Below are 12683 nucleotides of genomic sequence, written 5' to 3'. Positions count from 1 at the left end.
GCAACATTTACTGCTTCGCTTTATAGGCATCAAACGCCTGTTTGATTTCAGTTTTGGCTTTCGCCGCATCTTCAAAACCGTTCAGCTCAACTTTCTTACGACCATCTGGCAACTGCTTATATACGCGGAAGAATGCCTGCAAACGCTCCTGCTCGATCTTCGGCAGGTCGCTCATCTCTTGAATGTCGTCGTAGGTCGGGTCGATTTTGCTGGTTGGTACGGCGACGATTTTGTCGTCCTTTTCGCCGCCATCAATCATTTTCAGCACGCCAATCGGACGGAGTTTGATCAACGTGCCCGGTTGCAGCGGCGCGCGGGTATAGAAAATCACATCCAGAGGATCACCATCTCCCGCCAGCGACTGGGTCAGCGAGCCATAGTTCGCAGGATAGGCAACCGGCATTGATTGGAAACGGTCTGCAAAAATAAAGCCGGTTTTGGCGTCGGTTTCATATTTGATCATGCCGCCCGCTGGAATTTCCGTTACGGCAAAGAACTCATCCGGCACTTTATCCGGTTGCGGAAAATCGAGAATATTTTGCGCCTGAACGGCGGCAGAGGCGGAAATCAAAACTGCAATAAGGGTAAGGCGCTTTACCAGGTTCATTGTTGATTCTCTTGATCTTTAATGAAGGAGACAACAACGTAGAGGCGGCAGATGACAGTGGGATGAAGAGTAGGTAAAGAAGCGTATAGCAGGAAAGTCAGGCTGCACTAGCGCAGCCCGAAAACAGAATTAACCTTTGTAGATACAGCCGGCGGTGCAGGTCTCTTTAATCATCACCGCGCTCAATTCCGGCAGAATCGGCTTCATCTGATCCCAAATCCATTTCGCCAGCACTTCACTGGTAGGATTCTCCAGACCTGGAATGTCATTCAGATAGTGATGATCGAGGCGTTCATACAGCGGCTTAAACTTCGCCTTCAGTTCGGCAAAATCCATCACCCAACCGGTATGCGCATCCACTTCGCCGGTAATTTCTAATCGCACCAGGAATGAATGGCCGTGCAAACGCCCACATTTATGGCCTTCCGGCACGTGAGGTAAGCGGTGGGCAGATTCAAACTGGAACTCTTTAAATAACGTGGTAGACATAATGGCTCTCAGACTTAAAAACCGCTGAAGTCTACCTGAATTGCAGATTTTTCGCACCCGCTGGCAAAGAAAAGGGCATTTTGCGCCATGCCGACAGCAAAACGCCTAATTAACTCATTGAATCATATCGCCTTCATTTACCACTTTTGCTGGTTAACTTTACCCGAAAAACCACTTAGTCATTTTGGTTATTTAATATGTCGAAGGCGTATTTAATCGTTAATATACAGCCCGGTAACCTACGCACTCTTTCGCAACATATTGATCCGGACTTCTGACACTGGAATTTTTAACGCAATGACGACTCAGGCACCAGGTTCACTGCTTCCGTTATCACCGGAGCAACTCGCGCGCTTACAAGCGGCGACCACGGATTTCAACACCACTCAGATGGCCTGGCTCTCCGGCTATTTCTGGGGCATGGTCAATCAGACGCCGGGTGCGGCTGCCGCGCCAGCGCCTGTGCAGGCAGAAACCCCGACCATCACGCTGATCTCCGCTTCGCAGACCGGTAACGCGCGTCGCCTGGCTGAGCAACTGCGTGATGACCTGCTGGCTGCCAAGCTGAGCGTCAATCTGGTTAACGCCGGCGATTATAAATTCAAGCAGATCGGTCAGGAAAAGCTGCTGGTGGTGGTGACTTCCACGCAAGGCGAGGGCGAGCCGCCGGAAGAGGCGGTGGCGCTGCATAAATTCCTGCTGTCGAAGAAAGCGCCGAAGTTCGCAGGCACAGCGTTTGCGGTATTCGGTCTCGGCGATACCTCTTATGAGTTTTTCAGCAAAGCCGGTAAAGACTTTGATGAACGTCTGGCTGAGCTGGGTGCAGAACGTCTGCTGGATCGTGTGGATGCCGATGTTGAATACAAAGAGCAGGCGAACGCCTGGCGTCAGCAGATCACCGAGATTCTGAAGGCACGTGTGCCGAGCGAATCGCCAGCACAGGCCGCCATCACCGCGGCGGGCAGCGTTAACCTGGTCGACAGCAGCCCGTACACCAAAGAAGAGCCGCTGGTGGCCAGCCTGGCGGCCAACCAGAAGATCACCGGACGCGATTCGGATAAAGATGTGCGTCACATTGAGATCGATCTTGGCGATTCTGGCCTGCGCTACCAGCCGGGCGACGCACTCGGCGTGTGGTTTGAAAACGATGACGAGCTGGTGCAGGAACTGCTGCAGCTGGTGTGGCTGAAAGGTGACGAGCAGGTTGAGGTGCAGGGCAAAACCCTGCCGCTGGCCGAAGCGCTGAAAACCCATTTCGAACTGACGGTTAACACGCCACAAATCGTTGAACAGTATGCGGCGCTATCCCGCAATGATGCGCTGCTGGCGCTGGCCGGTGACAAGCCGAAGCTGCAGAGTTATGCGCAGAGCTTCCCGATTGTCGATATGGTGCGTCAGGCACCGACCGAACTGAATGCCGAACAATTAACCGGCCTGCTGCGTCCGCTGACGCCGCGCCTCTACTCCATCGCCTCATCGCAGGCGGAGAACGAAACCGAAGTGCACATCACCGTAGGTGCGGTGCGCTTTGAAATCGACGGTCGTCAGCGCGGCGGCGGCGCCTCAACCTGGTTAGCGGATCGTATCGAAGAGGATGGCGAAATTCGCGTCTTCATCGAGCACAACGATAACTTCCGTTTACCGGCTAACCCGGAAACGCCAGTGATCATGATTGGTCCGGGCACCGGCATCGCGCCGTTCCGCGCCTTTATGCAGCAGCGCGATAACGATGGCGCAGGCGGTAAAAACTGGCTGTTCTTCGGTAACCCGCATTTCACCGATGATTTCCTCTATCAGGTGGAGTGGCAGAAGTATGTCAAAGATGGCCTGCTGACCCATATTGATCTGGCATGGTCGCGCGATCAGGCCGAGAAGGTTTACGTACAAGATAAGATCCGCGCCAAAGGTGCGGAGGTGTGGAGCTGGTTACAGGAAGGCGCACACCTTTACGTCTGCGGCGACGCCAATCGTATGGCGAAAGACGTTGAGCAGGCATTACTGGATGTGGTGGTCGAACACGGCGGCATGGATCGTGAAACGGCTGACGAATTTTTAAGTGAGCTGCGCATTGAGCGCCGTTATCAGCGAGACGTTTACTAATGAGCGAAAAACATCCTGGACCGCTGGTCGTTGAAGGCAAGCTGGTCGACGCTGAGCGTCTGAAAAAACAGAGCAACTACCTGCGCGGCACCATCCTCGACGATCTCGACGATGGCCTGACCGGCGGCTTCACCGGCGACAACTTCCTGCTGATCCGTTTCCACGGTATGTACCAGCAGGATGACCGCGACATTCGTGCCGAGCGTGTAGCGCAGAAACTCGAACCGCGTCACGCCATGATGCTGCGTTGCCGTCTGCCGGGCGGCATCATCACGCCAACGCAGTGGCTGGCAATTGATAAATTCGCCACCGATAAAACCATTTATGGCAGCATCCGGTTGACCAACCGCCAGACCTTCCAGTTTCACGGCATTCTGAAGAAGAACGTCAAGCCGACGCACCAGATGCTGCACGAAGTCGGGCTGGATGCGCTGGCGACCGCCAACGACGTGAACCGTAACGTGCTTTGCACCTCGAATCCGGTGGAATCAGAGCTGCATCAGGAAGCGTACGAGTGGGCGAAAAAGCTGTCAGAGCATCTGCTGCCGCAAACCCGCGCTTACGCGGAAATCTGGTGGGACAAAGAGAAGGTTGCGACCACCGATAAAGAGCCGATTCTTGGCGAAACCTATCTGCCGCGTAAATTCAAAACCACGGTGGTGGTGCCGCCGCATAACGATGTCGATCTGCACGCCAATGACCTGAACTTCATCGCCATCGCCGAGCAGGGCAAGCTGATTGGCTTTAACCTGCTGGTGGGCGGTGGCTTGTCGATTGATCACGGCAACAAAGCAACGTATGCGCGCACCGCAAGCGAATTCGGCTTTCTGCCGGTCGAGAAGATCCTCGACGTGGCGGCTGCGGTGGTCACCACGCAGCGCGACTGGGGGAATCGTACCGATCGTAAAAATGCCAAGACCAAATACACGTTGGAACGCGTCGGCGTTGAAACCTTCAAAGCGGAAGTGGAAAAGCGTGCCGGTCTGACCTTCGAACCGATTCGTCCGTATGCGTTCACCTCGCGCGGCGATCGCGTTGGCTGGGTGAAAGGCATCGATGAGAAATGGCACCTGACGCTGTTCATTGAGAACGGCCGTCTGCTGGATTATCCTGGCCGTCCGCTGAAGCGCGGCATCGCCGAAATTGCCAAAATCCATCAGGGCGATTTCCGTCTGACGGCTAACCAGAACCTGATTGTGGCTGGCGTGCCGGAGAAGCAAAAAGCGCAGATCGAAGCCATCGCCCGTGAACACGGTTTGATGGAAGCGGTCACGCCGCAGCGTGAGAACTCGATGGCGTGTGTGGCGTTCCCGACCTGTCCGCTGGCGATGGCCGAAGCCGAGCGCTTCCTGCCGTCGTTCGTGACCAAAGTGGAAGAGATCATGCATAAGCATGGTGTCGGCGAAGAGCACATAGTGTTACGCGTTACCGGTTGCCCAAATGGTTGTGGCCGTGCTTTGCTGGCGGAGTTGGGTCTGGTGGGCAAAGCGCCGGGCCGTTACAACTTACACATTGGCGGCAACCGCGAAGGTACGCGCATTCCACGCATGTACCGCGAGAACATCAACGAAGGCGAAATCCTCGCCAGCATTGATGAGCTGGTGGCGCGCTGGGCAACCGAGCGTCAGGCCAACGAAGGCTTCGGCGACTTCGTGATTCGCACCGGCATTATTAAAGCCGTGGTTGATCCCGCCCGTGATTTCTGGGACTCGGAGGCAGTATGACGGTATTCGATCTCGCAGCACTGAATGGTTCATCAAAAGTTGACCGCATCATGGCGCTGGCGGAAAGCAACGTGCAGCTGGAGAAACTCTCCGCTGAACAACGCGTGGGCTGGGCATTAGAACAGCTGCCAGGCGCATTTGTGTTGTCATCCAGCTTTGGTATTCAGGCGGCGGTTTTGCTGCATATGGTGACGCAGCAGAAGCCGGACATTCCGGTGATCCTGACCGATACCGGTTATCTGTTCCCGGAAACTTACCGCTTTATTGATGAGCTGACCGACAAGCTCAATCTCAACCTGCAAATCTTCCGTGCGGAGACCTCAGCGGCATGGCAGGAAGCGCGTTACGGCAAACTGTGGGAGCAGGGCGTCGAAGGGATTGAGCAGTATAACCAGATCAACAAAGTGGAACCGATGAACCGCGCGCTGGAAACGCTGGGCGCGCAAACCTGGTTTGCTGGCCTGCGCCGCGATCAGTCTGGCAGTCGCGCCAGTTTGCCGGTGCTGGCGGTGCAGCGCGGCGTGTTCAAGATTCTGCCGATCATTGATTGGGATAACCGTCAGGTGCATCAGTATCTGACCCAACATGGATTGAAATATCATCCGCTGTGGGATGAAGGTTATCTGTCAGTGGGCGATACGCATACCACCAAAAAGTGGGAACCGGGCATGGCAGAGGAAGAGACACGCTTCTTCGGCCTGAAGCGCGAGTGCGGGTTGCATGAAGGTTGATTGGTAGGTGCTCGTTGTCCCCCATCCTTGGTTTGTGCTCGCTTTCCTCCTCCTCGGTTGGTGCTCGCATTCCCCCTCCTCGGTCCTCCCCCATAAATGGGGGAGGAAGATGCTGCCATATGTTAGTTCTGAAGCTGCATGTGGCAGCATCTCCTTCCCCCGCTAGCGGGGGAAGGCCGGGATGGGGGACAGCCAGCACAATCGAGTAGAGGACTGCCAGCACAATCAAACCCCCTGCAACCCCGCAAACTCTTCCGCCGCACGCGTCACATTCACTTTCGTCACTTCATAATGCGCCACCGCCACAAACGGATCTTCCGCCAGGATGGTATCTAATCGCGCACGATCAATATCCTTCACCAACAGCACGCCGCCGGTGCGCGGATCTTTGCGTCCCGCCGCAATAAACACGCCGTTAGCGAAATAGCGATCCAGCCAGCTAATGTGCGGTTCCAGTAACGCTTCCACTTCTTCTACCGGACGAAAATAGTCTAGATATACCACGTACATAGGGAATCCTCAGGTTGTCGGATTAGCAAGCTCGGTCAGCAGCGGCAGTAGAATCTTCACGCTGTCATGCGTGCGCTGGGTGATGCGGCCAGGCAGCCAGTGATCGAGGTAGTTGAGGTTATCGCGCTCGGTTTGATGGCGCACATTGCCTTCCGGGAAGTGGCTGGAACGCGCGCGCTGCTGCTGCCCATCTTTGTTGCCTAGAGTCCAGTTGGCGGCGGTGACATCCATCAGTGGCATGCCGGCTTTGTCGAACGGATTGACGCCGGGATAATCGCGTGCGGTCATCGCGTGGCTGGCGGCGGAGATACCGTAACGGTGCGCCAGCTGCACGGCACGCGCGCTGGTCTGTTTGCGCACTGCCGCTGGCGTATTCATGCCGCTATTAAAGTAGAGATGATCGCCGACAATCAGGCTATTCAGATCGATCACCAGCAGCGTGTTCTTCTTCTCCTGCGCGCTCATGCGCGCCAGATAATCATCCATGCCGTGCAAACCCGCTTCACCGGCGCTCAGCGCCACAAAGCGCACGCCGTAGTGCAGTGGCGTCTTGCTGAGCGCCTGCGCCAGCTCCAGCATCACACCAAGCCCGGAGGCATTGTCATCCACGCCCTGCAAACGCAGGCCGCCGAGATTTTTATCGGCTTCGTGGCGGCTGAGCGGCGTCCAGGTATCCAGATGCGTAACGATCAGGATCTCCTGCGGCACTTCACCGGCCCGCGCGGCAATCACCGACGTAGCCGTAACTTTGTGGGTGCGGCTCTCGCCCTTTTTCTCCAGCCAGCTATAGCTGGTTTTAAACTGGCGGGTATTACTCTGATATCCCAGTTGGCTGAACTGCTGCTGCAGATAATCGGCAGTCAGCAACTCGGCGGGACTGCCGCTCATGCGGCCGGGGAAGTAGGTGGCGATATGGCGAAGCTGCTGTTCGGCAAAATGTCCTGGCGTGTTGTTGCTCGCAGCCTGAACAAAGAAAGGCAAACCGCCCGCGAGCAGTGCGGCCAGCACAGTGCGGCGGAGAGTGGCAAACATAGTTAGCGTCCTTTTCTGACATCCGGTCGTGCTAAAAAAATTCCGACTTAGTATGAAACTGTGACGACACTTGCACAATTTGATTTGCTCCGAAACACCAGCAATATCATTTGTTAAGCACAAAATGTTATCAGCAATCCTGGGTCGTTATTCCATTCGGTAACTACTCATTCCAATTCGTAATTTCATCTGCTGGAAGGGCGGGACGTATAGTCGCGTTAACTTATTGTAAAACTAGCAAGGTTAACGTGGATTATCTGCCTCTCTTTGCCGATCTCAAAAGCCGTCCGGTGCTGGTTGTCGGCGGTGGCGACATCGCGGCGCGCAAAATAGAACTGCTGAGGCGTGCCGGTGCGCGCGTGCTGGTCGCCGCGCGCGAACTCGGTCATGAGCTGCAGGCGCTGCTGGAAATTGAGGCGATTGAATGGATTGCCCACCGCTTTGATCCGGCGCAGCTGGATGGCGTGTTCCTCGTGATTGCCGCTACCGATGACAACGCGCTTAACGCGCAGGTGTTCGATGCCGCCAATGCGCGCCACAAGCTGGTGAACGTGGTGGACGATCAGCCGAAGTGCAGCTTTATCTTCCCGTCGATTGTCGATCGTTCACCGCTGGTGGTGGCGATCTCCTCCAGTGGCACCGCGCCGGTGTTAGCGCGTCTGCTGCGTGAAAAAATTGAAGCGTTACTGCCGGCCAATCTCGGGCAGATGGCGGAAGTGGCCGGGCAGTGGCGCGACAAGGTGAAGCAGCGCTATCACCGCATGTCTGACCGCCGTCGCTTCTGGGAGCGCGCCTTTAACGGTCTGTTCGCCAGCCAGATGGCGGCGGGTAACGTCCATGAAGCGCGGCGCACGCTGGATCACGAACTGGAAAACGATAGCGACAATCAGGGCGAAATTACGCTGGTAGGCGCCGGTCCAGGCGACAGCGGTTTGCTGACGCTGCGTGGCTTGCAGGTGATGCAGCTGGCCGATGTGGTGCTGTATGACCATCTGGTCAGCGACGAAGTGCTTGAGCTGGTGCGGCGCGATGCCGACCGCATCTGCGTCGGCAAACGCGCCGGTGCGCATTCGGTGCCGCAGGAAGAGACCAATCAGATGCTGGTGACGCTGGCACAACAGGGTAAACGCGTGGTGCGCCTGAAAGGCGGCGATCCGTTTATTTTTGGCCGCGGTGGCGAAGAGCTGCAGGCGGCGCAGGCCGCGGGCATTCCGTTCCAGGTGGTGCCGGGCATCACCGCTGCAGCAGGCGCAACCGCCTATGCCGGTATTCCACTGACCCATCGCGACCACGCGCAGAGCGTGCTGTTTATTACCGGCCACTGTCGCGCGGATGGCGACGGCATTGATTGGCCGTCGCTGGCGCGCGCACGTCAAACCTTAGCGATTTATATGGGCACGGTGAAAGCGGCGGAAATCGCTGCCGGGCTTATCGAACATGGCCGCGCCGCCTCCACGCCGGTGGCGGTGATTGGGCGCGGTACGCGTCAGGATCAGCAGGTGCTGACCGGCACATTGGATCAACTGGAGGCGCTGGCTGCGGCCGCGCCCACGCCAGCACTGTTAGTGATTGGCGAAGTCGTAAATTTGCACGGGCAATTGGCCTGGTTCCAACATTCGGCACAGCAGGGGGCTCGCGAGTCCGCCGTTGTCAATTTGGCTTGAGGAAAAATTATGGACCAAAATCGACTTACTCATCTGCGCCAGCTGGAGGCAGAGAGTATCCATATCATCCGCGAGGTGGCGGCCGAGTTCAGCAATCCGGTGATGATGTACTCCATCGGTAAAGACTCCTCGGTAATGCTGCATCTGGCGCGTAAAGCCTTCTATCCGGGCACGCTGCCGTTTCCGCTGCTGCATGTTGATACCGGCTGGAAATTCCGTGAAATGTACGAGTTCCGCGATCGCACCGTGAAAGCGATGGGCGCGGAGCTGCTGGTGCATCGCAACCCGGAAGGCGTGGCGATGGGCATCAACCCATTCGTGCACGGCAGCGCCAAGCACACCGACATCATGAAAACCGAAGGCCTGAAGCAGGCGCTGAACAAATACGGTTTTGATGCGGCATTTGGCGGCGCACGTCGTGATGAAGAGAAGTCGCGCGCGAAAGAGCGTATCTACTCCTTCCGCGATCGCTTCCACCGCTGGGACCCGAAAAACCAGCGTCCTGAGCTGTGGCACAACTATAACGGCCAGATCAACAAAGGCGAAAGCATCCGCGTGTTTCCGCTCTCCAACTGGACCGAGCTGGATATCTGGCAGTACATCTTCCTCGAGAATATCGAGATCGTGCCGCTCTACCTCGCCGCGCCGCGTCCGGTGCTGGAGCGTGATGGCATGCTGATGATGATCGATGACGACCGTATCGATCTGCAGCCAGGTGAAGTGATCAAGCAGCGCATGGTGCGTTTCCGTACGCTCGGCTGCTGGCCGCTGACCGGCGCGGTGGAATCCGAGGCGCAGACGCTGCCGGAAATTATTGAAGAGATGCTGGTCTCCACCACCAGTGAACGCCAGGGACGCGTGATTGACCGCGACCAGGCCGGTTCGATGGAAATGAAGAAACGTCAGGGTTATTTCTAAGGAGACGCAGATGAATACCGTTATTGCACAACAGATTGCCGATCAGGGCGGCGTAGAAGCCTGGCTGACCGCGCAACAACATAAAAGCCTGCTGCGTTTCCTGACCTGCGGTAGCGTCGACGACGGCAAAAGTACGCTGATTGGTCGCCTGCTGCACGACACGCGTCAAATTTATGAAGACCAGCTCTCCTCGCTGCACAACGACAGCAAACGTCACGGGACGCAGGGTGAGAAGCTGGATCTCGCGTTACTGGTTGATGGCTTGCAGGCCGAGCGCGAGCAGGGCATCACCATTGATGTGGCGTATCGCTATTTCTCCACTGAGAAGCGCAAATTTATTATTGCCGACACGCCGGGACACGAGCAGTACACCCGCAACATGGCGACCGGTGCATCGACCTGCGATTTGGCGATCCTGCTGATCGATGCGCGTAAAGGCGTGCTGGATCAGACGCGTCGTCACAGTTTTATCTCCACGCTGCTGGGCATCAAGCATCTGGTGGTCGCCATCAACAAGATGGATCTGGTGGAGTACAAGCAAGAGACCTTCGAGCAGATCAAACAGGATTACCTCGATTTCGCCGCGCAGCTGCCGGAAGACCTTGATATTCGCTTTGTGCCGATGTCGGCGCTGGAAGGCGATAACGTGGCAACGCCCAGCGTCACCATGCCGTGGTACAGCGGCCCAACGCTGCTCGACGTATTAGAAACCGTTGAACTGAACCGCGTGGTGGATCATCAGCCAATGCGTTTCCCGGTGCAGTATGTGAACCGTCCTAACCTCGATTTCCGTGGTTATGCCGGTACGCTGGCTTCGGGTGTGGTCAACGTCGGTCAGCGCGTGAAAGTACTGCCATCGGGCGTGGAATCGACCATCTCGCGCATCGTCACCTTCGATGGCGACCTGCCTGAAGCGGGTGCCGGTGAAGCGATTACGCTGGTGCTGAAAGATGAGATCGACATCAGTCGTGGCGATCTGCTGGTGGATGCAGAAGCCGATCTGCAAGCGGTGCAATCCGCCACCGTTGACGTGGTGTGGATGGCGGAACAGCCGCTGCAGCCTGGGCAAAGTTACGAAGTGAAGATCGCCGGTAAGAAAACCCGCGCGCGCGTTGAGAAAGTGATCCATCAGGTGGAGATCAACTCGCTGGAGAAGCGCACCGTGGACAGTCTGCCGCTTAACGGCATTGGCCTGGTCGAACTGACCTTTGACGAACCGATGGTGCTGGACGCGTATCGCCAGAATCCGGTGACCGGCGGCATGATCTTTATCGATCGTCTGAGCAACGTGACGGTTGGCGCGGGCATGATCAATCAGCCACTGACCGATGTGCGTGCGCAAGCGGGTCAGTTCAGCGATTTCGAGCTGGAGCTGAACGCGCTGGTGCGTCGTCACTTCCCACACTGGAACGCGCGCGATCTGCTGGGTGGCAAGTAATGGCGCAACACGATGAAAACGTGGTGTGGCACGATCATCCGGTAACGCGCGAGGAGCGCGAACAGCAGCACGGCCATCAAGGCGTGGTGCTGTGGTTCACCGGGCTTTCCGGGTCCGGGAAATCCACCGTGGCCGGCGCGCTGGAGCAGGCGCTGCATCGGGCCGGTGTGAACACCTATCTGCTGGATGGCGACAATGTGCGTCACGGTTTGTGCCGTGACCTCGGCTTCAGCGATGACGATCGTAAAGAGAACATTCGTCGCGTCGGCGAAGTGGCGAAACTGATGGTCGATGCCGGTTTAGTAGTGCTGACCGCATTTATCTCGCCACATCGCGCGGAACGCAACATGGTGCGCGATCTGCTGGCTGAAGGGCAGTTTATCGAAGTGTTTGTCGATACGCCGTTGGCCGTGTGCGAAGCGCGCGATCCCAAAGGTTTATACAAAAAAGCCCGTGCCGGTGAGCTGCGCAATTTCACCGGTATCGATAGCGTTTACGAGGCGCCAGACGCCCCGGAAATCCACCTTGATGGCGAACAATTGGTTACAAAACTCGCCGGCCAATTGTTAGACCTGCTGCGTCACCGCGATATCATCAGATCCTGAACCGACAGCGGCAAATCCCTTTGGGTTTGCCGCGCTTAGCGTCAACAGGATCTCTATGCAGAACGTAACGCCCATGCTAGCCCGTAAAGATGAACGCACCCCGGATGAGTCTCGCTCATCACTGCCGGGCGGCGTGTTTGGCTTTCTCTCGTACTGGTGCGCACTGGCGATTCCGTTCATGCTCTACGGCTCCAACACGCTGTTCTTCTTCCTCTACACCTGGCCATTCTTCCTCGCGCTGCTGCCGGTTTCGGTACTGATTGGTATCGTGCTCAGCCTGATGATCCGCACTCACTTATTCTTGAGCGGGATCGCCACGGCGATTGTGGTGGTGTGCTTGTTCTGGCTGCTGTTCTCATTTCTCTCCGGTTGGTAACGCCCAGCTGATGTGCAAACGCATCGGCAGGTTACAAAACTTTACCTGCCGTCTCGCCTCCCACTCTGGCATTATTTGCACGGCTAAACGCCCGTGCGCGGCATTTTCGCCGTCGCAGTGGAGTCCAGCGTCAAGTTATGGGATGATTGGGCCGTTTTTCAGGGGGCGGGGATGGGAAAACTGACGTTACTGCTACTCGTGCTGCTGGGATGGCTTCAATATTCCCTGTGGCTGGGTAAGAACGGTATTCATGACTATACGCGCGTCAACGAAGACGTCGCGACACAACAGGCGAATAACGCCAAGCTTAAAGCGCGTAACGATCAGCTATTCGCCGAAATTGACGATCTCAATGGCGGCTCTGAAGCGATCGAAGAACGCGCACGTAATGAACTGGGCATGATTAAGCCCGGTGAGACTTTCTATCGTCTGGTGCCAGACCAGAACAAACGTAACGCGCAACAAGCTGCGCAAAATCAACAACGATAA

The 12683-nt window shown here is 56.6% G+C and carries 13 protein-coding genes; 9 read left to right on the top strand and 4 right to left on the bottom strand.

The features are described from left to right. Positions 1–7 precede the first annotated feature (7 nt). On the bottom strand, positions 8–607 hold the full coding sequence (locus tag K5Y30_RS08510) for an inorganic diphosphatase (protein WP_222210982.1): 600 nt from the start codon (positions 605–607) through the stop codon (positions 8–10). A gap of 129 nt (positions 608–736) precedes the next feature. Next, positions 737–1099 carry a 6-carboxytetrahydropterin synthase QueD gene (gene queD, locus K5Y30_RS08505; RefSeq protein ID WP_155726973.1) on the bottom strand — a complete coding sequence of 121 codons (363 nt, stop codon included), beginning with the start codon at positions 1097–1099 and terminating at the stop codon, positions 737–739. 294 nt (positions 1100–1393) lie between these two features. Between queD and cysJ the strand changes: the two genes are divergently transcribed. The 3 genes from cysJ to K5Y30_RS08490 are packed head-to-tail and all read left to right on the top strand — an operon-like array spanning position 1394 to position 5651. Beyond that, the gene (cysJ, locus tag K5Y30_RS08500) at positions 1394–3196 is read left to right on the top strand and encodes an NADPH-dependent assimilatory sulfite reductase flavoprotein subunit (protein WP_222210980.1); all 1803 of its coding nucleotides are present in this window, start codon (positions 1394–1396) and stop codon (positions 3194–3196) included. Continuing rightward, a complete protein-coding gene (gene cysI, locus K5Y30_RS08495; RefSeq protein ID WP_101762597.1) occupies positions 3196–4920 on the top strand; it encodes an assimilatory sulfite reductase (NADPH) hemoprotein subunit in 1725 nt (574 codons plus the stop codon). Before cysJ ends, cysI begins: the two co-directional genes overlap by 1 nt. Beyond that, the gene (locus tag K5Y30_RS08490; protein WP_222210978.1) at positions 4917–5651 is read left to right on the top strand and encodes a phosphoadenylyl-sulfate reductase; all 735 of its coding nucleotides are present in this window, start codon (positions 4917–4919) and stop codon (positions 5649–5651) included. The genes cysI and K5Y30_RS08490 overlap by 4 nt, the downstream gene beginning before the upstream one ends. Positions 5652–5876: 225 nt before the next feature. On the opposite strand, the gene K5Y30_RS08485 is transcribed toward K5Y30_RS08490, so the two are convergent. Next, a complete protein-coding gene (locus K5Y30_RS08485; protein ID WP_137386343.1) occupies positions 5877–6161 on the bottom strand; it encodes a YciI family protein in 285 nt (94 codons plus the stop codon). A 9-nt stretch (positions 6162–6170) separates the two neighbouring features. Then, positions 6171–7193 (bottom strand): aminopeptidase, encoded by a 1023-nt coding sequence (locus K5Y30_RS08480; RefSeq protein WP_222210976.1) that lies wholly within the window; start codon positions 7191–7193, stop codon positions 6171–6173. 248 nt (positions 7194–7441) lie between these two features. Here K5Y30_RS08480 and cysG point away from each other — a divergent pair, with 248 nt between their 5' ends. The 6 genes from cysG (at position 7442) to ftsB (ending at position 12683) form a co-directional block, all read left to right on the top strand. Then, positions 7442–8857 carry a siroheme synthase CysG gene (cysG, locus tag K5Y30_RS08475; protein WP_101762601.1) on the top strand — a complete coding sequence of 472 codons (1416 nt, stop codon included), beginning with the start codon at positions 7442–7444 and terminating at the stop codon, positions 8855–8857. 9 nt (positions 8858–8866) lie between these two features. Next, positions 8867–9775 carry a sulfate adenylyltransferase subunit CysD gene (gene cysD / locus K5Y30_RS08470; protein WP_007893231.1) on the top strand — a complete coding sequence of 303 codons (909 nt, stop codon included), beginning with the start codon at positions 8867–8869 and terminating at the stop codon, positions 9773–9775. 10 nt (positions 9776–9785) lie between these two features. Further along, positions 9786–11213, top strand: coding sequence for a sulfate adenylyltransferase subunit CysN (cysN, locus tag K5Y30_RS08465; RefSeq protein ID WP_222210974.1), 1428 nt, complete (start codon positions 9786–9788; stop codon positions 11211–11213). Continuing rightward, positions 11213–11818, top strand: a complete 606-nt coding sequence (gene cysC / locus K5Y30_RS08460) for an adenylyl-sulfate kinase (RefSeq protein ID WP_008104549.1) — start codon at positions 11213–11215, stop codon at positions 11816–11818. Before cysN ends, cysC begins: the two co-directional genes overlap by 1 nt. Positions 11819–11873: 55 nt before the next feature. Next, positions 11874–12194: a DUF3561 family protein gene (locus K5Y30_RS08455; RefSeq protein ID WP_222185581.1), complete on the top strand. Its 321-nt coding sequence runs from the start codon at positions 11874–11876 to the stop codon at positions 12192–12194. 171 nt (positions 12195–12365) lie between these two features. After that, positions 12366–12683 carry a cell division protein FtsB gene (ftsB, locus tag K5Y30_RS08450; protein WP_101762604.1) on the top strand — a complete coding sequence of 106 codons (318 nt, stop codon included), beginning with the start codon at positions 12366–12368 and terminating at the stop codon, positions 12681–12683.

Origin of the sequence: Pantoea sp. DY-5, assembly GCF_019795955.1 — a bacterium.
Lineage (GTDB): Bacteria > Pseudomonadota > Gammaproteobacteria > Enterobacterales > Enterobacteriaceae > Pantoea > Pantoea leporis.
This window is presented reverse-complemented; position numbering and strand designations above follow the sequence as displayed.